The sequence below is a fragment of the Pseudomonas sp. Marseille-Q5115 genome (assembly GCF_916618905.1).
GTDB classification, from domain to species: Bacteria; Pseudomonadota; Gammaproteobacteria; order Pseudomonadales; family Pseudomonadaceae; genus Aquipseudomonas; species Aquipseudomonas japonica_A.
Genome location: NZ_CAKAKI010000001.1, coordinates 4,562,742 through 4,585,894, shown reverse-complemented (window position 1 = coordinate 4,585,894; position 23,153 = coordinate 4,562,742). Strand labels below are relative to the sequence as shown.

Here is a 23,153-nt window from a genome sequence, read left to right as displayed (position 1 = left end):
TCAAACAAGGGGAACGCCCTCGTTGCCACGCACGGCAAGCCACTGTTGGAACTCCACGGCCGGTACCGGTCGGCCAATCAGATAGCCTTGCACTTCATCGCAGCCCTGCCCTTTGAGCACGCGCAGCTGGCCCGCCGTTTCGACGCCCTCGGCAGTCACCTTCAAGCCAAGCCCATGGGCCATGGTGATCACCGCTTGAGTGATGGTGGCGTCGGCAGTGCTATCTTCCAGTTCACGCACAAACGCCTGATCAAGCTTCACAAAGTCCACGGGCAGGCGTTTGAGATAACTAAGGGCGGAATAACCGGTGCCAAAATCATCAATGGCCAGCTTGACCCCAAGCTGCCTCAGCTGGGCGAAGGTGGCATGAATGGCACTGACATTGTCCAGCCACTGGCTTTCTGTCAGTTCGAGTTCGAGTAGCGTAGGCGCCAGCCCGCTTTCAGCCAACACCTGGCGGATCAGGCTTACCAGGTTCCCGTAGCGTAATTGCTGCCCGGAGAGGTTCACCGATACCCTCAAGTCGCCCAGACCGTGACGCTGCCATTCGCGGGCCTGACGGCAAGCGGTCCGTAACACAAACTCGCCTATGGCCGTGATCAGGCCAGTTTCCTCTGCCAGTTCGATGAACGCGCTTGGGCCTATAAGCCCTCGCTGGGGATGACGCCAGCGTACCAGTGCCTCCACACCGCCCAACGCTTCGGTGCTCAGGTTCAACTTGGGCTGGTAGAACACCTCCAGTTGATTCAATGCCAGCGCACGGCGCAACTGGTGCTCCAACTGCAAGCGGTCATGGGCATCGGCCTGCATCGGCTCGGTAAAGAAGTGAAAGCGATCCCCGCCCAGGCGCTTCGCCTGCTGCAGGGCCATATCCGCTTGATTCAACAGGATCGGGCCTTCACGTGCCGTATCCGGCAACAGGCTGATACCGATAGAGGCCGTAAGGGTGAGTTCGTGACCATCCAGGCGCACCGGGGCGCGGATCTTTTCCAGCAGACGTGTAGTGACGCGTATAAGGCTCGACAAGCTGGTGTAGGCGTCGAACAACACCGCAAACTCGTCCCCTGCCAGCCTTGCCACGGTGTCGGCTTCCGGTAACGCAGCGCCGATCCGCTTGGCGATCTGACGCAGCACCTGGTCGGCCGCGTCGTGCCCGAAGCTGTCGTTGAGCAGCTTGAATCGGTCCAGGTCAATGTGCAGCAGCGCCAGGCTGCGGCCGTTATGCCTCAGCCGCTGGCAGGCATCGTGCAATCGCTGCCGGAACAGCCCTCGGTTGCCCAGGCCAGTAAGTTCGTCGTGATAGGAAAGGTAATGCAGGCGCTCTTCGGAAGCACGCCTGGAGGTGAGGTCGGAGCAGAACACAACCACACGGCTGAGGGCACCTTGCTCATCAAGCACAGCGCTTACCTGCAACCATTGCGGATACAGCTCGCCGTTCTGGCGGGCCTCGACCACCTCGCCTTGCCAGCCACCTCGCTCCAGCAATGCCTGGTGAATCTGTGGGAACTGGCGCCGCAGGTCCCGGCTGCAGGGCAACTCCAGCAACAACTTACCGACGCAAGCCGGAGCGTGATACCCGGTTATGCGGGTGAAGGCCTGGTTGATGGCCAGCACCACAAACTCCGGATCGAGCACCACAATCCCCTCGCTCATGGCTTCGAATACGGTCGCCGCCAAGCGCTGTTGTTCCTCCTGTTCACGCAACCGGGTGATATCCCGTCGCGTACCCAGCATGCGCAATACGCGGCCCCCTGGCGTGCGCTCGACCGCACGGCCGCGGTCTTCTACCCAAAGCCAACGGCCGTCGTTATGACGTATACGGTATTCAACGCGGTAGTCCTCCGTTCGCCCTTTAAGGTGAGCGATCAAGGTGCGCTTGAGTACCGGCACATCGTCAGGGTGCAATCGCGGGCGCAAATGCTTGAGCAAGATCGGCACATCCTGCTGCGCAATGCCAAACAACCGCTCCAGCTCGGTATGCAGCACCTCATCGGTGCGCAAGTCCCAGTCCCACAGGCCCAGTTCGCTCGCTTCCAGGGCCAGCGCCAAACGCGCCTGGCTCTTGCTCAACGCCTGGTTTGCCTGGTCAAGTTGGTGGCTTCGCTGGGCCACATGCTCCTCAAGATGAGCCTGGATCGCACGCAATTCCTGCTCGGCAACGCGGCGTCGCTCCATTTCTTCGGTCATTTCCCGATTAAGCCGAGTAATGACCGCTTGTTCATCTCTCAGGTTGGCGATCAGCGCCTGGTTCTGGAACCGACGAAGCAGGCTGCGCTCTATCAGCCGGTTCACCTGCCAGGCGACTACGCAAAGCGAGGCCAACAGCATCAGGCCTAACCAGGCCCAGCCGCGCTGGTGTACGCCGCCCACCGTGAAAAGCCAGATCACCGGGGGCGCAAGGCATGGCACGGCGAAGCTGAGAAAGGCCGTAAAACTGACGGCATAAGCGATGCTTGCCGACAGCGCCGCGGCACCGAGCAGGCCGAAGATCCATGCTTGTTGCAGGAAGCTGTCGAAGGGGGCCAGCAGAATGGCGGGCCCGGCCAGCGTCAGGCCACTGGCCGCAGACCCAAGCAAGAACATCCGGCGCCAGATGGGCGCGGCCTGCCGGTTGGGCATAGAGGCATCGAACGCAGCCACCTGGATTACTCGCAGGGTCACCAGCGTCATCAGCCAGCCGAGCCATGCACTTACCAGCACATGATGACCGGGCGACCAGAGGATCCAGGAGCACACCAGCCCAGTGAGTAACATCAAGAGCGTAGGCACCAGTGATCCCTGGTACAGCAAGCGGGTGCGTTCTACCGTGAGGCTGGCCGAAAAGTCGTTTTCGGCCACTTGCCGCGCAGGCACGGCCCGCCCTGGAGAGCGGTTTTCAAGGGCCATAAGCGTTGTTCTTGTTCGGACCTGAAGGATGCTGGCAGCATACACAAGATTTCACCGATTGCAGCCAATGGCCAATTGCCGTCTATCTAGGCGAAGGCTCGCCCTGCTGGCGGTTGACCGGCCGACGGCCCACCGGTCGTAAGCGGTGTTTGCTCAGCCATGTCCGCGCACCCTAGAATGCCGTCATGCATGACGACCTCTCTCTTTTGCTCAATTCGCTCAACGATGCCCAACGCCAGGCGGTCGCCGCCTCTGTTGGCCGTCAGTTGGTTCTCGCCGGCGCTGGCTCTGGCAAAACCCGCGTGCTGGTGCACCGCATCGCCTGGCTGATGCAGGTGGAGCATGCCTCGCCCCACTCCCTGTTGGCCGTGACGTTTACCAACAAAGCGGCGGCCGAGATGCGTCACCGCATCGAACAACTGATGGGCATAAGCCCGGCCGGCATGTGGGTAGGCACTTTCCACGGGCTGGCCCACCGGCTGCTGCGCGCCCATTGGCAAGAAGCCAAACTGAACCAGAATTTCCAGATCCTGGATGGTGACGATCAGCAGCGCCTGGTGAAGCGGGTGATTCGCGAGCTGGGGCTGGATGACCAGAAATGGCCTGCACGGCAGGCTCAGTGGTTCATCAATGGCCAGAAAGACGAAGGCTTGAGGCCGCAGCATATTCAACCCAAGGGTGATCTGTTCCTGGCCACCATGCGCAGCATCTATGAAGCGTATGAAGCCGCCTGCGAGCGTGCCGGGGTTATCGACTTTTCCGAGCTGTTACTGCGGGCATTGGACCTGTGGCGCGACAACGCCAGCCTGCTGGAGCATTACCAGCGGCGCTTCCGCCACGTGTTGGTAGATGAATTCCAGGACACCAACGCGGTGCAATATGCCTGGCTTCGCCTGTTGGCCAAGGGCGGGCAAAGCCTCATGGTAGTAGGCGACGACGACCAGTCCATCTATGGCTGGCGGGGTGCGCGCATCGAAAACATCCGTCAGTACACCACCGACTTCCCCGATGCCGAGCTGATCCGCCTGGAGCAGAATTACCGCTCCACCGCCGGTATCCTGAACGCAGCCAACGCACTGATCGCCAACAACAGTGGGCGCCTGGGCAAGGAGCTATGGACGGACGGCAGTGACGGTGAGCCGATAAGCCTCTATGCCGCCTATAACGAGCATGACGAAGCCCGTTATGTTGTAGAAACCATCGAAAGCGCACTCAAGACCGGCCTGGCCCGCAGCAAGATTGCCATTCTCTACCGCTCCAACGCCCAGTCCCGGGTGCTTGAAGAGGCCTTGCTGAGGGAGCGCATTCCCTATCGCATCTATGGTGGGCAACGCTTCTTCGAGCGCGCCGAAATCAAGAACGCCATGGCGTACCTGCGCTTGCTCGATGGCCGTGGCAATGACGCCGCGCTGGAGCGCGTGATCAACGTACCGCCACGGGGCATAGGCGAGAAAACCGTCGAGGCCATTCGACAACATTCCCGCCAGGCCGAAGTGTCGATGTGGGAGGCCATGCGGCAGTTGGTAGCGAACAAAGGCCTTACAGGCCGTGCTGCGAATGCGCTGCAGGCCTTCATGGACCTTATCGAAGACCTGGCCGCACGCACTGAAACCATGCCGCTGCACGTGATGACCCAGACGGTTATCGAGCATGCCGGCCTCATTGTTTACCACCAGGAAGAGAAAGGCGAAAAAGGCCAGGCCCGGGTGGAAAACCTTGAGGAACTGGTAAGCGCTGCCCGCAACTTTGAAAACGCCGAGGGCGAGGAAGACCTTAGCCCGCTGGCGGCCTTCCTGGGGCACGCCTCGCTCGAAGCCGGTGATACGCAGGCCGACGAGCACGAGGACAGCATCCAGCTGATGACGCTGCACAGTGCCAAAGGCCTGGAATTCCCATTCGTGTTCCTCGTGGGCATGGAGGAAGGTCTGTTCCCCCACAAGATGAGCCTGGAAGAACCTGGCCGCCTTGAAGAGGAGCGGCGCCTGGCCTACGTGGGTATCACCCGCGCCATGCAGCAGCTGGTGATGACCTACGCCGAAACTCGCCGGCTGTATGGCAGCGAAACCTACAACAAGGTGTCGCGCTTCGTGCGGGAAATCCCGGCGAACCTGCTGAAGGAAGTGCGCCTGTCCAACAGCGTAAGCCGCCCTTTCGGCGGTGCGGCCAAGCCCAATATCGGCAGTATCTTCGGCCAGGCTGGTATCCCCGATACCGTGTTCAACCTGGGCCAGCGGGTCCAGCACGCGGTGTTCGGCGAAGGCGTGATTCTCAATTTCGAGGGTGCGGGCGCTCAGGCTCGGGTTCAGGTGAACTTCGCCGAAGGCAGCAAGTGGCTGATGCTGGGCTACGCCAAACTGGTACCGCTGGAATAATCCTGTGCGCGGGAAGGAAACTTCCCGCAGCTTGGCCTCTCTCCTACATAGAGGGACCAAGCCTGTAGGAAACTTCCGTAAAAGCCGGAAACAATCTCTCGCTGGCTATACCCCCTCCTGCCGTGCAACATGGCTCGCGCTATATCCATTAAAGATGGGAATGCCTTCATGCAACGATTTCTCAGCATCGCCATGGCGCTTTGCCTCAGCCTCACGCTGAGCCTGGACGCCAACGCCGCCAAACGTTTCGGTGGCGGCAAGTCTTTTGGCGCCGCGCCTAGCCATCAAACACGCCAGGCCGCGCCGTCCCAGCCATCGGCTACCACCCCGGCACAACCCGGGCGGGCACCTGGTGCGCCTAGCGGCGCTTCGCGCTGGCTCGGCCCGTTGGCCGGTATCGCCGCCGGCGGTTTGCTGGCCTCGATGTTCATGGGTGACGGGTTCGAAGGGTTCCAGTTCCTGGACTTCCTCCTCCTCGCACTGGTGGCGTTCGTGATCTTCCGCTTCATTGCCTCGCGTCGCCGCAAGCAGCAGCAACCGCAGATGGCAATGGCTGGCCATCCGGCCTATCAGCGTGAAGCTCAACCGATGGCTCAGCCTGGCTCGCCCTTCGGCGCCAGTGCCGGTGCGTCAGCACGGCCTGTGATTCAGGCACCGGCGTGGTTCAACGAGCAAAGCTTCGTGGGCGCGGCACGGGAACACTTCCTGTCGCTGCAGCAACACTGGGACGCCAACGAGATGGACAAGATCTCGGAATACGTGACCCCTCAAATGCTGCAGTTCCTTCGTCAGGAGCGTGCTTCGCTGGGCGAGGGCTACCAGTCCACGTATATCGATGACCTCTCGGTGCAACTGGACGGTGTGGATGACCGTGCAGACCGTACGATTGCAACCCTGACCTTCACGGGCGTATCGAAGGACTCTCGCTTCGACAAGGGTGAAGCGTTCAGCGAGAGCTGGAACATGGAACGCCAGCAAGGCGAAAACCAGCCTTGGCTTATTGCTGGTATCCGCCAGAACAGCTGATATCGCACCGCTCGGCACACAAAACCCCGGATTTCCATATCCGGGGTTTTGCTTTTTGGGGTATGGATTAGAATCCTCAGGACAAACCCGCCCATCGTTTCAAGGCATAGGTCAGTCACTGTGGAAGAAGTCATCGAACAGCTTCGGGAAGCCAATGAACCGGTTCCGGTTCCATTGGAGCTACCCGACGAAGATCTCCTGGTCGAGATTGAAGAGCAGCTCTTCATCAATATCCCGTTCGTGTTCAAGGAGTTCCTGCTTCACGTCAGCGACGTGGTTTACGGCAGCCTCGAACCCGTCACCGTGACGGATCCGCAGTCACATACGTACCTGCCGGAAGTTGCCGCTACCGCTTGGGACCTTGGTGTTCCACGAGAGCTGATTCCTATCTGCCAGGATGGCGACGACTACTATTGCGTAGAAGAAGACGGAACCGTAGTGCTGTGGAGTGGCGAAGAAGAACTGGTCACCGAAGAGAGCTGGGAGTCCGTGTGGCACTGGGCAAGGGACGTCTGGCTGGAAAGCTGAGTCAGTCGCGCCCCTGCGCTTCGGTTAGTGGTCTGACGGGGCGCTAGGCGTCTCTAGCGTCTCTACCAATGCCGCTTGCATACGGGCGTGGATGCGGATCAGCCACCGCCAGAACAGTGCGGCGAATATCACAACCACTACCGCCACAAGTACCAGCATCTCGCGCGTTGGCAGAATGCTCGCCGATAGCGCTGCCAGCAGGAAGAGAATCACCCCCAGAAATATCACAGGAATAACCTGCGCCATCACCTGGCGCAGCGTATCGGTATGCCTGCCCGCAAATTGCGGCTTCACCCCTGCCTGAGCCAACAGCAAAGACAGTGCGCCTAGCTTGCGGTAGGCCGCGATCAAGAAAGGCATGGACAGCAGCAGCGCCAGCGCACACAGCACACCTTTCTGGCCTTCTTCGCCTGTAATCCATGATGAGAGCCACTGGCCGACCTGGGGCGCGAAGTGAGCACAGGTGAAGAAGATTGCAATAACCAGCGCCAGGTTTACAAAGGTGTGCATAAGGATGCGCCGTACGATGGCTGCGAAGGCCGCGGTTTCGCCCTGCAGCCGGATGTTGCGCAGCCACTCGCCATAGGTACTGAACACCCGGGCCAACGGCGAGGGAATCCACCGCCCAAGCATCAACGCGAAAGGGTCCGCCGCTCGGATCAGATAGGGCGTGAGCAAGGTGGTAATAGCCGATACGGCAACAGCGACGGGATAAAGGAAATCGCTGGTCACTTCCAGCGTCATGCCCAGCGCGGCGATGATGAAGGAGAACTCTCCGATCTGCGAAAGGCCCATGCCTACTCGCAGTGACGTGCGCCCATCGTTGCCCGCCAGGAACGCACCCAGGCTGCAGGAGACGACCTTGCCGATCACTACCGCTGCGGTTATGACGGCGATCGGCACGGCATACTCTACCAGTACACGCGGTTCGATCATCAACCCGATGGCCACAAAGAAGATAGCGCTGAACATGTCCCGCAAGGGCTCTACCAGCCGTTCGATCTTACGGTGATGTGTCGACTCTGCCATGATCGCGCCTATCAGGAACGCGCCCAGGACCATGCTGTAGCCCAGTTTCACCACCAGAAGGCAGAAACCGAAGCATAGGCCCAACACCACCACCAGAAGCATCTCATCGCTTTTGGCTTCGGCAACATAGGCCAGCAAACGCGGCACCAGCAAAATGCCCACCACCAGCGCCACGATCATGAACAGCCCAAGTTTGCCGACGGTTGCGAGTACTTCCCCGGAACTCACCGAGCCGCTCACCGCGATGCCGGATAACAGGGCGATGATACCGATGCCAAGGATGTCCTCTACGATAAGCACACCGAAGATGAGCTGGGCGAAGCGATGGTGCTTCATGTTCAGGTCGTTCAGCGCTTTGACGATGATGGTTGTGGACGAGATGGCCAATATCGCGCCCAGGAACAGCGCATCCATGCTGCCCCATCCAAACGCGTTGCCGATCTCGTAACCCACCCAGATCATCAAGGTGATTTCCAACAGGGCGGCGACAAAAGCGGTAGCGCCTACCTTGAACAACTTGCGCAGGCTGAATTCCAGCCCCAGACAAAACATAAGGAACACCACACCGAGCTCTGCAAGGGTCTTGATGGTTTCCTCGTCATGTATGAAGCCGAACGGAGGCGTATGCGGCCCGATGATGAAGCCGGCGGCGATATAGCCCAGCACCACTGGCTGTTTGAGCCGATGAAAGATTACCGTCACGATGCCCGCTATTAGCATGATCACGGCCAGGTCCTGAATGAAGGCGATAGCATGCACTTCGGTACACTCCGAACGTCAGGGGAATAACAACCCTAACATTCATTGGAATGTATTCCGTCCATTGGCAATATGCGGAAACAGACTTTGATATTGCACAACGGCGTTATCAATTGGGTGACGAGTCCCCGCGCCGCTGCGTCTGCACCCTATAGCTTGAGCGGTATGTGAAGCCGCCCCGCCCCCTGACCTTTGACCGTGAGCGCCTTATGGAACCTGGAAACGCCGAGCTGACGATGACCGTACTGATGACCCCGGACATGGCGAATTTCTCCGGGAACGTCCACGGTGGCACCTTGCTTAAATACCTCGATGAAGTCGCCTATGCCTGCGCCAGTCGGTATGCAGGGCGTTACGTGGTGACGCTTTCCGTCGACCAAGTGATATTCCGAGAGCCTATCCATGTGGGGGAACTTGTAACCTTCCTGGCGTCCGTCAACTACACCGGCAATACGTCGATGGAAGTGGGCATCAAGGTAGTGACCGAGAATATCCAGCAGCGCAGCGTGCGCCACACCAACAGCTGCTTCTTCACCATGGTTGCAATGGACGAGAACCGACGTGCTGTTCCGGTGCCGCCGCGCTCACCTCAAACCAGTGAGGAAAAGCGTCGCTTTGCGCAGGGCCAGCAGCGTCGTCAGATCCGGCAGGAATTGGAACAGCGCTATCAAGAGCTCAAAGCCGACGGCAACTGACCTTCAAAGCCGGGTCGCTTCGAACCGTACACGGGGATGAGCGATCCGGTCCTGCGCTCGCACCAGTTGAAGCTCGTAGCTGGCGCACGCTTGCGTTTCCAACATCACCTCATGTACCGCCGCCGCGGTAAATTCGAAGGCCGCTACAGGCTCATCCCCCAGCAATAGCCGAGAGAGGAACAGCCCAGAGGTCAGGTCCCCCACGCCTACTGGCTGGCGAGGAAACGCCAGCAGTGGCCGACGCAGATGCCAGGTGTCTACTGGTGTTACCAGCAACATCTCGAAGTCCTCCGGCTTTTTGTTCTGGTACGAGAGGTGCTTGACCATGACCATAGCTGGGCCGCGATCGAGCAACGCGCGCGCCATCGCTACACACTCGTCCAGGGTATCCGCAGTGCGGCCGGTGAAGGTATTGAGCTCCAGCTGATTGGGGCACAGCACATCCGCTCGAGGAAGTGCCTGGGATAGCAGAAAGTCAGTGACTTCGGGCGCTACCACGCAGCCCTTTTCAGCATGCCCCATGACCGGATCACACAGGTAGATGGCTCGCGGGTTAGCGGCTTTTACTGCTGCCACCGCTTCCAGAATGGCTTGGCCTTGCTGCGGGCTGCCCAGATATCCGCTGAGGACAGCATCGCAATTACCAAGCTCGCCAATGGCGGAAATACCCCGCACCAGCTCCGGAATTTGCTGCGCGGGAAGCACTTCTCCCGCCCATTGGCCATACTGGGTATGGTTGGAAAATTGTACGGTGTTCAACGGCCACACATTTACGCCGATCCGCTGCATCGCAAATACCGCAGCGCTGTTACCCGCATGGCCAAATACCACATGGGATTGGATCGCGAGCAGATGAGGGGTGCGTTTCATTGGAAATTCCAGCGCATCAAAGGCAGTTTTCGGGTGTCTAATATTGCGTGAAAAGCGCGCTGTACGACAGACCGGGCAGGCAGTTAAGCTGAGCAAGTCCAGATGGAGCTCTTGTCGATGTTGACCCTTGAAAATCTTGCCGTGCTGCTGGTTATGGCGTGTATTGGGGCCTGGTTCTGGCATAGCCATGGGCTAAGGGAAAAAGCCCTGGCGAAGGTACGCAGCCACTGCAAGGCTCTGGACCTGGAGCTGCTGGACGAAAACGTGGCATTCAAGCGTTTCAGCTTTGTGCGCGATGCCAAAGGGCGTAAGCGTTTCGCCAGGGTGTACGGCTTCGAGTTCACCGTGACAGGCGAACAACGTCATCCGGGCACCATCACTCAATTTGGCGCGCATACCGCCCAAATTGAATTGGCGCCCTACCCCTTCGAGATCAAAAAGCAACCTACCGCAGAAATCATCGAGCTAAGCGAGTGGCGTCAGACCCACAAGCGCACCAGGCCCTGATGGGGGCAGCTGGCAGGCAGCCCAAGCCTCTTCAAGCCCCGCTGAGGGCTGCGGTTCGTCAAATATAAGCTCGAGTCGGCTATCTTTTCGCCATTCTGTAGCTCGCCATTCAATTGCCTGGTCGGGAAGCAAGTTGGCAGATACCCAGCCTTCCGGGCTATGGATAATCATCTTGGCGCGCTTCCATGGCCATTGTTCCAGCATGTGCTCGATACGCTGCAAGTCCAGTACCCGATCCGCAGCCAGCTGCCAGCCGATACTCCAATCGCTGGCCGATTGAGCAGTTACAACAGTGAAGCTGGGGACTGGGCTGGGGGTTGGGTTATACATTCGAGCGCCAGACAGCTCATTCAGTGCCACGTGGCCATGAGTGACCCACACGCCGCGCTGGCCCAGCATAGCTTCAACCTCCAGCCGGCGCTCGATAGCCACCAGATCCGCCTTGTTGATCAGTAGCGTGCAGGGATGCTTCAGAGCGGCCTTCACCGCATCTGGCAGTGGCGCCCCCTGGGAGACCGCCAGCCCATCAACAACCACGATGGGCGGCTCCAGCGCCAATACCTTATCCCATGGCTCCGCTTTCAACTGCCGAAGCAACGGCAGCGGGTGGCTGAGCCCTGATAACTCGATCAGCAACCGATGTGGTTGCGCCAAGCGAAGCAGCCGCCCGAGCGCTACGGTGAACGGGGCGCCGTTGACGCAGCACACGCAGCCCCCTGCCACTTCGGTGATTGAGATACCATCGGTTGCAGGGCCCAGCAGCGCGGCATCCAACCCAACCTGCCCGAACTCGTTGATCAGTACAGCCCAACGCTCGCCATCCGGTCGCTGGCTTAGCCAGTGCCGGGCTACGCTAGTTTTGCCTGCGCCCAATGGGCCAGCTAGTACATAGGTAAGGATATTTTCAAGCATGCTGGATTTACGCAGACCTTCGGGGCTTGCTGTCATCTTCCTCTTGTTCTGCCATGCGCCGCAAGCTCAGGCCCAGGCCTGTGTCGTGCACACTCAAGGCGAGCATGTGGATGTAAAAGTCTGCCAGCAGAACCGGAATATCCCGGAAAGCCTTTTTAAATCCGGCTTCTGCCAACCGGAGCTGAAAGGACAAAAGGTAGACGTCACCTATGTGGATCAATGCCCTTCCGGCGCGTTTGGCATTTGTAGCAACGCTCACGTTGATGGGATGCCCTATCGCCAGGACATCCACTACTACGGCGTAGCCAGCGACGCGAGATTCTTGAAACCGTTCTGCGAAACCCGCAGCCAGGGCGAATGGACGCTTCCCTGAATTGAATGTTCCACGTGGAACTACTGGCGCGGCTTCACATTGCCGCAGTTCGCACCGAGCCACTGGGCACGGGTTTGCATACTGCCTTTTTGCGCTGTGCCATTGGCGTTAAAAGTACCTGCCACTTGTGTAGTGAACTCGCGGTCGCTAAGAAACGTTGCCTGCCCTGCCCCTTGAGCTTTGGGGCAGCTGAACGAAAACTTCCATACGTTGCCCTTGCGCTCTGTAATCCGCTGCGTACAACCAGATTGTGGGTCCTGTAGCGGTATGTCGTTGGCCTTCACCTGCTTAGGTGTGAGGCACGAGCGAATGCCATTACCGGCAACTGTGATGCCTTGCTTGGCCAACATCTGTTCCATCATTGCTCGTTGTTCCGGAGGCAACATACGCAATTGGCCCAGCATCACCTGCATATCAGGCATCGGCTGCCCCTCGACCTCCATGTTACTGGTAGTCAATTCCCATAACCCGGGCTGTAGCATTTGCGCCTGAGCGACCGTTGCGGCGCTCAGCGCGCATACCAATGCAACCACTCCAACGACCTTCATAGCTCACTCCTCGATTGTGCTCACGTTGGACGACAACCCCCAGCATACGTTGCAGGTGAATGAGCTGCACATTCCGCTGTGGGCAGGGTCATAAACACATTGATGCCAGGACGCCTACGCACTGCATGGACACTCACAGCGCCGCCTTTTTCGGAATTCTGCTGGCAATCATTCACAGCCTCGGTGCCATTGCGGCAGTGCACGCCTTGCTTACGGTGCGAACCGCGCAGGGCGCCATCGCCTGGGCAATGTCGTTGTTCTTCATACCCTACTTTACCTTGCTCCCTTACCTCGTCTTCGGGCGCAGTACCTTCGACGAATACATCGCTGCAAGGCGGCAAGCCAACCGCGAGATGCAGGATGCAATCGCCCATTTGAACTGGCGCCCCTGGGTTGAAGAAGCCATGGCGGCAAAAGAGTCGCAAGCGTATGCCGAGTTGAGGGCAATGCCCAGGCTTGGCCGCATGCCCTGCCTGGCCAATAACGCCGTGGGGTTGCTGGTGAATGGCGAGGCAACTTTCCAACGCATCTTTGAAGCGATCCGGGAAGGGCAGCAGGTAATACTCATCCAGTTTTTCATCATTCATGACGACCTGATCGGCCGCCGTTTGCAAGCCGCCTTGCTCGAAAAAGCCGGGCAAGGCGTAGCGGTGCATTTGCTGTTCGACCGCATCGGTAGCCATGCACTGCCCAGGCATTATGTAGACACGCTTCGCCGTGCGGGTGTGCAAGTACATGCCTTCGCTGCAGGCAGAGCGGGCCTTAACCGGTTCCAGGTCAACTTCCGTAACCATCGGAAGATAGTGGTGGTGGACGGCAAGATAGGTTTCCTTGGCGGGCACAACGTAGGGGACGAATACTTGGGCGATCGCCCTCCTCTTAGCCCTTGGCGAGATACTCACGTTTGGGTCACAGGCCCGGCCGTGGCCTGCTTGCAGGAAAGCTTCGCGGAGGACTGGTTCTGGGCGGCGCGGGAACTGCCCCCATTACTGCTGCCGGACGCTTATCCGGAGGAAGGTGCGCTATGCCAGGTACTTCCCTCGGGGCCGGCCGACCCGCAGGAGACCTGCGCACTGTTCTTTATCGAGGCAATCAATAGCGCAAAACGACGCCTGTGGATTACTACCCCCTACTTCATTCCCGACGAAGCCGTCTTTGCCGCGTTGCGCCTGGCGGTGATGAAGAACGTAGACGTACGCATACTTATGCCGTCCCGCCCGGACCATCGGATCGTGTACGCCGCTTCAAGCCTCTATGCGAGCGAGGCGGTACGGGCTGGCGTGCGAATCTTCCGGTACCAGCCAGGCTTCCTTCATCAGAAGGTTGTGCTCATAGATGACGATATCAGCGCCATAGGCAGCGCTAACCTAGACAACCGCTCGTTCAGGCTCAATTTCGAGGTGATGTTGCTCACGGTCGATACGGGGTTTACCGCTGAAGTGGCCGCGATGCTGGAGCAGGATTTTTCGGAGGCTGTAGAGATGACCGTGGCGGACAGCAAGAATACCCATCGGCTGCTCAAGCTGGGCATGCGCGTGGCGCGGTTGATTTCGCCCGTGCTTTGATGTGTAGAGGGAGGGGGACGGTTGGGGGCCACCGCCCTCCCCCCCCAGGCTTACTCCACCGTCACCGACTTCGCCAGGTTACGCGGCTGGTCCACATCCGTGCCCTTGAGCACGGCAACGTAATAGGACAGTAGCTGCAGCGGCACGGTATAGAGGATAGGCGCCAGCGCGTCGATGATGTGAGGCATCGACACTACCGTGGTACCCGGGCCATTGCTTAGCTGGGCATCGGTATCAGCGAATACGACCAACTCTCCGCCCCGCGCCCGCACCTCTTGCAGGTTGGATTTCAGCTTTTCTAACAGCTCGTTGTTCGGCGCAACGGTCACTACTGGCATGTCGGCATCGACCAAAGCCAACGGCCCATGTTTAAGCTCGCCTGCCGGATAAGCCTCGGCGTGGATGTAGGAGATCTCCTTGAGCTTGAGCGCGCCTTCCATCGCGACCGGGAACTGAGCCCCACGCCCCAGGAACAAGGTATGGTGTTTTTCGGCAAACAGTTCCGCGACCTTCTCGACCGTGGCATCCATGGCCAGGGCTTCGCCCAACCGTACCGGCAAGCGGCGCAGCTCCTCTACCAACTGCGCTTCAAGCCCTGACTCAAGCGTACCCTGCACCTGCCCGAGTGCCAGCGTGAGCAGCATCAACCCCACCAGCTGGGTGGTGAATGCCTTGGTGGACGCGACGCCGATCTCTGGCCCTGCCTGCGTGAGCAGGGTAAGGTCAGACTCTCGTACCAAAGAGCTGATACCGACGTTGCAGATTGCGAGGCTGCCCACAAATCCCAGCGCCTTGGCATAACGCAACGCTGCCAGGGTGTCAGCGGTTTCGCCCGACTGGGAGATGGTGACGAACAGGGTATCCTTGGGAACGACCACCTTGCGGTAGCGGAACTCGCTGGCGACTTCGACCTGGCACGGGATACCGGCCAGCCCTTCAAGCCAATACCGCGCAACCATACCTGCGTGATAGCTGGTGCCGCACGCAACGATCTGAACGTTGCGTACCTCTTTGAACAGCGCATGTGCGCTAGGCCCGAACGCTTCTACCAGTACCTGGTTTTCACCCAGCCGGCTTTCCAGCGTGCGTTGAACAACCTTCGGCTGCTCGTGGATTTCCTTGAGCATGAAATGGCGGTATTCGCCTTTGTCTGCCGCCTCCGCGCCCTCGTGGTATTGAACCACTTCGCGAGTGACCGGCTGACCGTCCCGGGTCCACACGCGCAGGCTATCCTGGCGGATCTCGGCGATATCGCCCTCCTCCAGGTACATGAACCGGTCCGTCACCTGGCGTAGCGCTAACTGGTCCGACGCCAGGAAGTTTTCTCCAAGGCCTAATCCGATCACCAGTGGGCTGCCACTGCGTGCTGCAACCAAGCGGTCGGGCTCTGCAAGGCTGACCGCTGCCAGGCCGTAGGCCCCGTGTAGCTGGCCAACGGTTACCCGTAGGGCTTCGATCAGGCTGCCGGCGCTTTGAAGTTCACGATGGAGGAGATGAGCAATGACTTCGGTGTCGGTCTCCGACTCGAATACATAACCCTGACCGGTCAGCAGGGCGCGAAGCGATTCGTGGTTCTCGATGATGCCGTTGTGCACAACCGCCACCCCATTGGAGAAATGAGGGTGGGCATTGCGTTCGTTAGGCGCGCCGTGAGTCGCCCAGCGGGTGTGTGCGATACCCAAACGGCCCACGAGTGGCTGTTCCTGCAACGAAGCTTCCAGCTCGCTTACCTTGCCCGTGCGGCGGCGACGCTCAAGCGTACCGGCCGTGGTAACCAGCGCTACGCCGGCACTGTCGTAGCCGCGGTACTCAAGGCGCTTGAGGCCTTCGAGCAAGATGGCCGCAATGTTACGTTCGGCAATGGCGCCAACGATTCCGCACATACATTTACTCCTGGCTAGGGGCCGCGCAGATCAGCTTCACGCCGCGGGCCTGGATCGACTGACGAGCCTGCTCGGAAAGACGATCATCGGTGATAAGGGTGTGGATGCTGCTCCAGGGCAGCTCCAGATTTGGTATACGCCGGCCGACCTTGTCGGCTTCGGCCATAACGATTACTTCGCGCGCGGCCTCAGCCATTACCCTGCTCAAGCCGAGCAGCTCGTTGAAGGTTGTAGTGCCCCGTTCAAGGTCCAGGCCGTCTGCACCAATGAACAATTGGTCGAAGTCGTAGGAACGCAGCACCTGCTCGGCGACCAGGCCTTGAAAGGATTCGGAGTGCGGGTCCCAGGTGCCACCTGTCATGAGCAGGACCGGTTCAGGTTCGAGCTCGCGAATAGCAGTCGCTACATGGAGCGAGTTGGTCATCACTACCAGGCCCGGCTGCTTCCCCAACTGAGGAATCATCGCGGCGGTGGTGCTGCCACTGTCGATGATGATGCGTGCATGCTCTTTGATGAGGGATACGGCAGCTTTGGCGATCGCTAGCTTATGAACCGAAACTTTTTGGGTGGCTTCAGCGATCATTTCCTGAGGCACGGGTACAGCACCACCATAACGACGCAGTAACAGGCCGCTGGCTTCCAGTGCCGTGAGATCTTTGCGAACCGTGACCTCGGATGTCTGGAAATGCCGCGCCAGCGCTTCTACGGTCACTTCGCCCTGCGCAGTGAGCAGGGCGAGGATGGCATGGCGCCGTTGGGGAGTGTTGCGTTTCGTCATGGTTGCGATTTCTTTCGTTCCGAAAGTTACTGCGCGCATTCAATCGCTTGCCCCGCGTAGTGTCAACCCCAACCGGAGGTGGCCGTTACGGTTTTTTCTTTTCCGGGCGCTTCCACCCTTCTATGTTCCTTTGGCGTGCTCGCGCTACGCCAAGCTGGCTCTCAGGCACGTCAGCGGTGATAGTCGAGCCAGCGGCGGTAGTGGCGCCGTTCCCCACACTAACGGGCGCAACCAGGGCATTGTTGGAGCCGATAAATACATCCTCACCCAACACCGTTCGGAATTTATTGGCTCCGTCGTAGTTGCAGGTAATGGTGCCAGCACCAATATTCGCCCGGGCACCGATGCTGGCGTCTCCCAGGTAGCTAAGATGGCCAGCCTTGGCGCCCGGGCCCATGTGAGCGTTTTTGAGTTCCACGAAGTTACCCACATGCGCTTTTTCGTCCAGCACAGTACCAGGACGCAATCGAGCGAACGGGCCAGCGTCCGCACCCTCGCCTACTACCGCCCCTTCGATATGAGTAAAGGGTTTAATGATCGCCCCGCGCTTGATCACCGAATCCCGAATGACCACATTGGCGCCTATCTGCACGTTGTCCTCGATCACTACCCTACCTTCGAGCACCACGTTGATGTCGAGGATGACATCTCGCCCCGCGATCACATCGCCGCGTATATCAAGGCGAGCTGGATCACGCAGGGTTACGCCTTCAGCCATCAACCGTTCGGCTTCGCGCAGCTGATAGAAACGTTCCAGCTGTGCCAGCTGGCGGCGGTCATTGGCGCCCTGCACTTCCATCGCTTGTGAAGCGCTGTGGGTAACTATCTCCAGGCCATCCGCCACCGCCATGGCAATCACATCGGTGAGATAGTATTCGCCTTGAACATTGTTGTTCGATAAGCGCGCCATCCACCCTGCCAATTGCGCGGTCGGGAGCGCCAGAATGCCCGTGTTGCCTTCGCGGACCGCCCGCTGCGCCTCGTTGGCGTCTTTATGTTCCACGATTGCCGTTACCTTCCCTTGGCCATCGCGGATGATGCGGCCGTAACCAGTAGGGTCTGGCAACTCGACCGTAAGCAGCGCCAGCTGGTTTTCGCTCGCCTTCTCAAGCAGAGCCCGGAGCGTCTCTGCGCGGATGAGGGGAACGTCACCGTACAACACAAGCGTTGTGGCCGAGGCCAAACCATTCTGGGCTTGGGCAACTGCGTGTCCTGTGCCCAGTTGTTCAGCCTGAACCACAAACCGAATATCTTCATCCCGGAAGGCTTCTCGCACCTGCTCTGCGCCATGGCCGATCACAACATGGATACCCACGGGGGCGAGTTGCCTGGCACTGTGGATAACATGCCCGAGCATCGAGCGGCCAGCAACCGGATGTAGCACCTTGGGTAAAGCCGAGCGCATACGGGTGCCTTGACCGGCAGCGAGGATAACGATATCGAGAGACATGGAGGGCCTGGGGATAAAAAAGAAAAAGGGTAGCCGAGGCTACCCTTTTACTCAATCACACATAAAGCGTGGCGGAGTTATCCACCGTACTTCTTGCGGATCTGCTGCACGGTACGAAGCTGAGCAGCCGCTTCGGCCAAGCGGGCGGCTGCCGCGCTGTAGTCGAAATCGGAACCTTTCTCGTGCAGGGCCTTCTCGGCAGCCTTTACGGCGTCCTGAGCAGAGGCTTCATCAAGATCGGCGGCGCGCTGTACGGTATCGGCCAAGACCTTTACCACGTTCGGCTGCACTTCAAGGAAACCACCGGAGATGTAGAACACCTCGGCTTCGCCACCTTGCTTGATCAAGCGGATCGGACCCGGTTTCAGGTCCGTAAGCAACGGCGCATGGCCTGGAGCGATACCAAGATCACCCAGGTTACCGTGCGCGATCACCATCTCTACGAGGCCGGAGAAGATCTCCCCTTCCGCGCTGACGATATCGCAATGGACAGTCATAGCCATCTACTTGCCTCAACCTGAAAGCGCCCGTTGCCGGGCGCCGGGATTACAGTTTCTTGGCCTTCTCAATCGCTTCTTCGATGCCGCCGACCATGTAGAACGCCTGTTCTGGCAAGTGGTCGTAGTCACCGTTGAGGATGCCTTTGAAGCCTGCGATGGTGTCTTTCAGGGAAACGTATTTACCCGAGGCACCGGTGAAGACTTCGGCAACGAAGAACGGCTGGGACAGGAAGCGCTGGATTTTCCGTGCACGGGAAACCAGTTGCTTGTCGCTTTCCGACAGCTCGTCCATACCGAGGATGGCGATGATGTCCTTCAGTTCCTTGTAACGCTGCAGCACGTACTGGACGCCGCGAGCAGTGTCGTAGTGCTCCTGGCCGATCACCAGCGGGTCGAGCTGGCGAGAGGTCGAATCCAGTGGGTCGACTGCCGGGTAGATACCCAACGAGGCGATGTCACGGGACAGTACCACGGTCGCGTCGAGGTGAGCGAAGGTGGTGGCTGGCGACGGGTCGGTCAGGTCGTCCGCAGGAACGTAAACAGCCTGGATCGAAGTGATCGAGCCATTCTTGGTGGAAGTGATGCGCTCCTGAAGCACGCCCATCTCTTCTGCCAGGGTAGGCTGGTAACCTACTGCGGAAGGCATACGGCCCAGCAGTGCGGATACTTCGGTACCGGCCAGGGTGTAACGATAGATGTTGTCGACGAACAGCAGAACGTCGTTACCTTCGTCACGGAATTTCTCAGCCATGGTCAGGCCGGTCAGCGCTACGCGCAGGCGGTTTCCTGGTGGCTCGTTCATCTGACCGTAGACAAGGGCTACCTTGTCCAGAACGTTGGAGTCCTTCATCTCGTGGTAGAAGTCGTTCCCTTCACGGGTACGCTCGCCCACACCAGCGAACACGGAGTAACCGCTGTGCTCGATGGCGATGTTACGGATCAATTCCATCATGTTGACGGTCTTGCCCACGCCGGCGCCGCCGAACAGGCCAACCTTGCCGCCTTTGGCGAACGGGCAAACCAGGTCGATAACCTTGATGCCGGTTTCCAGCAGCTCGTTACCGCCCGCCTGGTCGGCGAACGATGGAGCCGAGCGGTGGATGGTCCAGCGCTCTTCTTCACCGATAGGGCCGGCTTCGTCGATCGGGTTACCGAGCACGTCCATGATACGGCCCAGGGTAGCCTTGCCAACCGGCACCGCGATGGCAGCGTTGGTGTCGACCACGTCGAGGCCACGCTTGAGGCCCTCGGTGGAACCCATCGCAATGGTGCGTACCACGCCGTCGCCCAGCTGCTGCTGAACTTCCAGGGTGGTTTCCGCGCCTTGTACCTTCAGCGCGTTGTAGATGCTCGGTACGCTGTCGCGTGGGAATTCCACGTCGATCACGGCGCCGATGATTTGAACGATACGTCCGCTACTCATAGCTGGATCCTCTGAATATTTGAACCGTTAAACCGCGGCAGCGCCGCCGACGATTTCCGAGATCTCTTGGGTGATCGCAGCCTGACGCGCCTTGTTGTAGACCAGCTGCAATTCGCTGATCAGATCACCGGCGTTATCAGTGGCATTCTTCATGGCGATCATCCGCGCCGCTTGCTCAGAAGCGTTGTTCTCCACCACTGCCTGGTAGACCTGCGACTCCACGTAACGCACCATCAGGCCGTCGAGCAGCTCTTTGGCGTCGGGTTCGTACAGGTAATCCCAGTGATGCTTGAGCGCTTGATCCGGGGTTGCAACCAACGGTACCAACTGCTCTACCACAGGCTTCTGCACCATGGTGTTGACGAACTTGTTGGACGCTACGCACAGGCGGTCGATACGGCCTTCGAGGTAGGCGTCCAGCATCACCTTGACGCTACCGATCAGATCATTGATCGACGGCTCTTCGCCCAGGTGGCTGATTGCAGCGACAACGTTACCGCCAAAGCTGCGGAAGAACGAAGCGCCTTTGCTGCCCACCACGCACAGGTCGATTTCCACGCCCTTGTCGCGATTGGCAGCCATGTCCTTGACCAGGGCCTTGAACAGGTTGGTATTCAGGCCACCGCACAGGCCGCGATCACTGCTCACCACAACGTAGCCGACACGCTTTACAGCGCGCTCGACCATGAACGGGTGACGGTATTCGGGGTTGGCGTTGGCCAGATGTCCAATTACCTGGCGGATGTGGTCCGCATAGGGACGGCTAGCAGCCATGCGCAGTTGTGCCTTGCGCATTTTGCTGACCGCCACCTTTTCCATGGCGCTGGTAATTTTTTGCGTGCTTTTGATGCTCGCAATCTTGCCGCGAATCTCTTTTGCGCCTGCCATGTTTCACCTATCAGGTTAGCAAGCGGGGGCCGAAGCCCCCGCTGCGGCTTACCAGGTCTGGGTGGCCTTGAACTTCTCGATACCCGCCTTGATACCGGCGTCGATCTCGTCGTTGAAGTCGCCCTTCACGTTGATCTTGGCCAACAGCTCGACGTGATCGCGGTGGAAGTAAGCAATGAGCGCCTGCTCGAAGCTGCCGATCTTGGAGATTTCCACGTCGGTCAGGAAACCACGCTCGGCGGCATACAGCGACAGCGACATCTCGGCGATGGACATTGGCGCGTACTGCTTCTGCTTCATCAGCTCGGTAACGCGCTGACCATGCTCCAGCTGCTTGCGGGTCGCTTCGTCCAGGTCGGAAGCGAACTGCGCGAACGCAGCCAGTTCACGGTACTGGGCCAGCGCGGTACGGATACCACCGGACAGCTTCTTGATGATCTTGGTCTGAGCGGCACCACCCACACGGGATACCGACACACCGGCGTTGACCGCCGGGCGGATGCCCGAGTTGAACATGCCGGACTCGAGGAAGATCTGGCCGTCGGTGATCGAGATCACGTTGGTTGGAACGAACGCCGAAACGTCGCCAGCCTGGGTTTCGATCAGCGGCAGAGCAGTCAGCGAGCCGGTTTTACCGGTCACGGCGCCATTGGTGAACTTCTCTACATATTCCTCGGATACGCGGGATGCGCGCTCCAGCAGGCGGGAGTGGAGATAGAACACGTCACCCGGGTAGGCTTCACGGCCTGGCGGACGGCGCAGCAACAGGGAGATCTGGCGGTAAGCCACGGCCTGCTTGGACAGGTCATCGTAAACGATCAGGGCATCTTCGCCGCGGTCGCGGAAGAATTCGCCCATGGTGCAGCCCGAGTAGGGTGCCAGGTACTGCAGCGCGGCCGATTCGGAAGCCGAAGCAGCAACGATGATGGTGTTCGCCAGCGCGCCATGCTCTTCGAGCTTGCGCACGATGTTGGCGATGGTGGACTGCTTCTGACCAATAGCCACATATACACAGAAGACACCACTGTTCTTCTGGTTGATGATGGCGTCGATGGCCAGTGCGGTCTTGCCGATCTGACGGTCACCGATGATCAGCTCGCGCTGGCCACGGCCTACCGGGATCATTGCATCGACGGCCTTGTAGCCGGTCTGCAGAGGCTGATCCACGGACTTACGCCAGATAACGCCCGGCGCAACTTTTTCAACCGCGTCGGTTTCGGTGTGGCCCAGTGGGCCCTTGCCGTCAACCGGATTACCCAGAGCATCGACAACGCGACCCAGCAGGGCCTTGCCGACCGGCACTTCCAGGATACGGCCGGTGCACTTGGCACTCATGCCTTCGGCCAGAGTGGTGTAGGCACCCAGGACCACGGCACCTACCGAGTCCTGTTCCAGGTTGAGCGCCATACCAAAGACGCCGTCCGGGAACTCGATCATTTCGCCGTACATGACGTCGGTCAGACCGTGGATCCGCACGATACCGTCAGACACGCTGACTACGGTACCTTCGTTGCGGGCCTGAGAGGTGACATCGAGCTGGTCGATGCGCCCCTTGATGATTTCGCTAATTTCGGAAGGATTGAGTTGCTGCATTGCTCTGCTGCCCCTTCAAACTCAAGATTTCAGTGCTTCGGCAAGCTGCGCGATTTTCCCGCGCACCGAGCCATCGATTACCAGGTCACCGGCGCGGATGACGACACCACCAATAAGGCTGGCATCCTCCGCAGCGTGCAGTCGCACTTCCCGGCCGAGCCGTGCACTGAGAACCTTGGCGAGTTTGTCTTGCTGTTCTTGGTTCAATGCGAAGGCACTGGTGACGTCCACATCCACGGATTTTTCCTGTTCGGCCTTGTACAGGTCGAACAGCGCCGAGATCTCCGGTAGAAGGAGAAGACGGTCATTTTCCGCGGCAACGTGGATGAAATTACGTGCCTGTGCATCAAACTTCTCACCGCATACCTGAATAAAGGCTGCGGCCTTTTCTGCGCTCGTCAGTCGCGGGGCCTTGAGCAATTGCCGCATGGTGCCGTCTTCCGACACCGCTGCAGCCAGGCCGAGCATGGCTGACCAATTGGCCAGTTGCTGGTGGGCCTGGGCATGCTCGAAGGCCGCCTTGGCGTAAGGTCGGGCCAACGTGGTCAGTTCTGCCATGATCGCCCTC

Annotated in this window: 20 protein-coding genes; 7 read left to right on the top strand and 13 right to left on the bottom strand. The window is 59.3% G+C overall.

Annotated features, from left to right (window positions below; all coding sequences use genetic code 11):
* Positions 1-2,886, bottom strand: a complete 2,886-nt coding sequence (locus LG385_RS20890; protein ID WP_225775751.1) for an EAL domain-containing protein — start codon at positions 2,884-2,886, stop codon at positions 1-3.
* A gap of 185 nt (positions 2,887-3,071) precedes the next feature.
* Here LG385_RS20890 and uvrD point away from each other — a divergent pair, with 185 nt between their 5' ends.
* From uvrD to LG385_RS20875, 3 genes are all read left to right on the top strand, one after another.
* Positions 3,072-5,258: a DNA helicase II gene (gene uvrD / locus LG385_RS20885; protein ID WP_225775750.1), complete on the top strand. Its 2,187-nt coding sequence runs from the start codon at positions 3,072-3,074 to the stop codon at positions 5,256-5,258.
* 168 nt (positions 5,259-5,426) lie between these two features.
* On the top strand, positions 5,427-6,284 hold the full coding sequence (locus LG385_RS20880; protein ID WP_225775749.1) for a Tim44 domain-containing protein: 858 nt from the start codon (positions 5,427-5,429) through the stop codon (positions 6,282-6,284).
* A gap of 120 nt (positions 6,285-6,404) precedes the next feature.
* The gene (locus LG385_RS20875) at positions 6,405-6,812 is read left to right on the top strand and encodes an SMI1/KNR4 family protein (protein ID WP_181111156.1); all 408 of its coding nucleotides are present in this window, start codon (positions 6,405-6,407) and stop codon (positions 6,810-6,812) included.
* Positions 6,813-6,836: 24 nt separating this feature from the next.
* Here the strand turns inward: LG385_RS20875 and LG385_RS20870 are convergent, their stop codons facing one another.
* A complete protein-coding gene (locus tag LG385_RS20870) occupies positions 6,837-8,600 on the bottom strand; it encodes a cation:proton antiporter (RefSeq protein WP_225775748.1) in 1,764 nt (587 codons plus the stop codon).
* A gap of 209 nt (positions 8,601-8,809) precedes the next feature.
* Here LG385_RS20870 and LG385_RS20865 point away from each other — a divergent pair, with 209 nt between their 5' ends.
* Positions 8,810-9,295 (top strand): acyl-CoA thioesterase, encoded by a 486-nt coding sequence (locus LG385_RS20865; RefSeq protein WP_181111158.1) that lies wholly within the window; start codon positions 8,810-8,812, stop codon positions 9,293-9,295.
* A 3-nt stretch (positions 9,296-9,298) separates the two neighbouring features.
* Here LG385_RS20865 and pdxY read toward each other — a convergent pair whose 3' ends face one another.
* Positions 9,299-10,165 carry a pyridoxal kinase PdxY gene (pdxY, locus tag LG385_RS20860; RefSeq protein WP_225775747.1) on the bottom strand — a complete coding sequence of 289 codons (867 nt, stop codon included), beginning with the start codon at positions 10,163-10,165 and terminating at the stop codon, positions 9,299-9,301.
* A gap of 117 nt (positions 10,166-10,282) precedes the next feature.
* Here pdxY and LG385_RS20855 point away from each other — a divergent pair, with 117 nt between their 5' ends.
* Entirely contained in the window at positions 10,283-10,672 is a 390-nt protein-coding gene (locus LG385_RS20855) for a DUF3301 domain-containing protein (protein WP_181111160.1), read from the top strand.
* On the opposite strand, the gene LG385_RS20850 is transcribed toward LG385_RS20855, so the two are convergent.
* On the bottom strand, positions 10,631-11,584 hold the full coding sequence (locus LG385_RS20850; protein WP_225775746.1) for a CobW family GTP-binding protein: 954 nt from the start codon (positions 11,582-11,584) through the stop codon (positions 10,631-10,633). The genes LG385_RS20855 and LG385_RS20850 overlap by 42 nt on opposite strands.
* Here LG385_RS20850 and LG385_RS20845 point away from each other — a divergent pair.
* Positions 11,583-11,957: an NADH:ubiquinone oxidoreductase gene (locus LG385_RS20845; RefSeq protein WP_225775745.1), complete on the top strand. Its 375-nt coding sequence runs from the start codon at positions 11,583-11,585 to the stop codon at positions 11,955-11,957. The two genes, LG385_RS20850 and LG385_RS20845, sit on opposite strands and share 2 nt — an antisense overlap.
* A 20-nt stretch (positions 11,958-11,977) precedes the next feature.
* On the opposite strand, the gene LG385_RS20840 is transcribed toward LG385_RS20845, so the two are convergent.
* Positions 11,978-12,505 carry a DUF3617 domain-containing protein gene (locus LG385_RS20840; protein WP_225775744.1) on the bottom strand — a complete coding sequence of 176 codons (528 nt, stop codon included), beginning with the start codon at positions 12,503-12,505 and terminating at the stop codon, positions 11,978-11,980.
* A 125-nt stretch (positions 12,506-12,630) separates the two neighbouring features.
* Between LG385_RS20840 and cls the strand changes: the two genes are divergently transcribed.
* On the top strand, positions 12,631-14,070 hold the full coding sequence (cls, locus tag LG385_RS20835) for a cardiolipin synthase (protein WP_225775743.1): 1,440 nt from the start codon (positions 12,631-12,633) through the stop codon (positions 14,068-14,070).
* 50 nt (positions 14,071-14,120) lie between these two features.
* On the opposite strand, the gene glmS is transcribed toward cls, so the two are convergent.
* The 8 genes from glmS to LG385_RS20795 all read right to left on the bottom strand — a co-directional run bounded on the left by glmS (position 14,121) and on the right by LG385_RS20795 (position 23,143).
* Positions 14,121-15,953, bottom strand: a complete 1,833-nt coding sequence (gene glmS / locus LG385_RS20830; protein ID WP_225775742.1) for a glutamine--fructose-6-phosphate transaminase (isomerizing) — start codon at positions 15,951-15,953, stop codon at positions 14,121-14,123.
* 4 nt (positions 15,954-15,957) lie between these two features.
* Positions 15,958-16,731: a DeoR/GlpR family DNA-binding transcription regulator gene (locus LG385_RS20825; protein WP_225775741.1), complete on the bottom strand. Its 774-nt coding sequence runs from the start codon at positions 16,729-16,731 to the stop codon at positions 15,958-15,960.
* Between the two features lie 85 nt (positions 16,732-16,816).
* Positions 16,817-18,181: a bifunctional UDP-N-acetylglucosamine diphosphorylase/glucosamine-1-phosphate N-acetyltransferase GlmU gene (glmU, locus tag LG385_RS20820; RefSeq protein ID WP_225775740.1), complete on the bottom strand. Its 1,365-nt coding sequence runs from the start codon at positions 18,179-18,181 to the stop codon at positions 16,817-16,819.
* A 77-nt stretch (positions 18,182-18,258) separates the two neighbouring features.
* Positions 18,259-18,684: a F0F1 ATP synthase subunit epsilon gene (locus tag LG385_RS20815; RefSeq protein WP_181111168.1), complete on the bottom strand. Its 426-nt coding sequence runs from the start codon at positions 18,682-18,684 to the stop codon at positions 18,259-18,261.
* A 43-nt stretch (positions 18,685-18,727) separates the two neighbouring features.
* Positions 18,728-20,104 (bottom strand): F0F1 ATP synthase subunit beta, encoded by a 1,377-nt coding sequence (gene atpD / locus LG385_RS20810; protein ID WP_181111169.1) that lies wholly within the window; start codon positions 20,102-20,104, stop codon positions 18,728-18,730.
* A 27-nt stretch (positions 20,105-20,131) separates the two neighbouring features.
* Complete coding sequence (atpG, locus tag LG385_RS20805; RefSeq protein WP_181111170.1) at positions 20,132-20,992, bottom strand: F0F1 ATP synthase subunit gamma; 861 nt, start codon at positions 20,990-20,992, stop codon at positions 20,132-20,134.
* A 48-nt stretch (positions 20,993-21,040) separates the two neighbouring features.
* A complete protein-coding gene (gene atpA / locus LG385_RS20800) occupies positions 21,041-22,585 on the bottom strand; it encodes a F0F1 ATP synthase subunit alpha (protein WP_225775739.1) in 1,545 nt (514 codons plus the stop codon).
* Positions 22,586-22,606: 21 nt separating this feature from the next.
* Positions 22,607-23,143 carry a F0F1 ATP synthase subunit delta gene (locus LG385_RS20795; RefSeq protein ID WP_181119195.1) on the bottom strand — a complete coding sequence of 179 codons (537 nt, stop codon included), beginning with the start codon at positions 23,141-23,143 and terminating at the stop codon, positions 22,607-22,609.
* Positions 23,144-23,153: the final 10 nt, after the last annotated feature.

Coding starts and splice junctions, on each gene's coding strand:
- LG385_RS20890 (WP_225775751.1), bottom strand. CDS start 2,886: ATGGCCCTTGAAAACCGCTCTCCAGGGCGGGCCGTGCCTGCGCGGCAA.
- uvrD (WP_225775750.1), top strand. CDS start 3,072: ATGCATGACGACCTCTCTCTTTTGCTCAATTCGCTCAACGATGCCCAA.
- LG385_RS20880 (WP_225775749.1), top strand. CDS start 5,427: ATGCAACGATTTCTCAGCATCGCCATGGCGCTTTGCCTCAGCCTCACG.
- LG385_RS20865 (WP_181111158.1), top strand. CDS start 8,810: ATGGAACCTGGAAACGCCGAGCTGACGATGACCGTACTGATGACCCCG.
- pdxY (WP_225775747.1), bottom strand. CDS start 10,165: ATGAAACGCACCCCTCATCTGCTCGCGATCCAATCCCATGTGGTATTT.
- LG385_RS20855 (WP_181111160.1), top strand. CDS start 10,283: ATGTTGACCCTTGAAAATCTTGCCGTGCTGCTGGTTATGGCGTGTATT.
- LG385_RS20845 (WP_225775745.1), top strand. CDS start 11,583: ATGCTGGATTTACGCAGACCTTCGGGGCTTGCTGTCATCTTCCTCTTG.
- LG385_RS20850 (WP_225775746.1), bottom strand. CDS start 11,584: ATGCTTGAAAATATCCTTACCTATGTACTAGCTGGCCCATTGGGCGCA.
- LG385_RS20840 (WP_225775744.1), bottom strand. CDS start 12,505: ATGAAGGTCGTTGGAGTGGTTGCATTGGTATGCGCGCTGAGCGCCGCA.
- cls (WP_225775743.1), top strand. CDS start 12,631: ATGGACACTCACAGCGCCGCCTTTTTCGGAATTCTGCTGGCAATCATT.
- glmS (WP_225775742.1), bottom strand. CDS start 15,953: ATGTGCGGAATCGTTGGCGCCATTGCCGAACGTAACATTGCGGCCATC.
- LG385_RS20825 (WP_225775741.1), bottom strand. CDS start 16,731: ATGACGAAACGCAACACTCCCCAACGGCGCCATGCCATCCTCGCCCTG.
- glmU (WP_225775740.1), bottom strand. CDS start 18,181: ATGTCTCTCGATATCGTTATCCTCGCTGCCGGTCAAGGCACCCGTATG.
- LG385_RS20815 (WP_181111168.1), bottom strand. CDS start 18,684: ATGGCTATGACTGTCCATTGCGATATCGTCAGCGCGGAAGGGGAGATC.
- atpD (WP_181111169.1), bottom strand. CDS start 20,104: ATGAGTAGCGGACGTATCGTTCAAATCATCGGCGCCGTGATCGACGTG.
- atpG (WP_181111170.1), bottom strand. CDS start 20,992: ATGGCAGGCGCAAAAGAGATTCGCGGCAAGATTGCGAGCATCAAAAGC.
- atpA (WP_225775739.1), bottom strand. CDS start 22,585: ATGCAGCAACTCAATCCTTCCGAAATTAGCGAAATCATCAAGGGGCGC.
- LG385_RS20795 (WP_181119195.1), bottom strand. CDS start 23,143: ATGGCAGAACTGACCACGTTGGCCCGACCTTACGCCAAGGCGGCCTTC.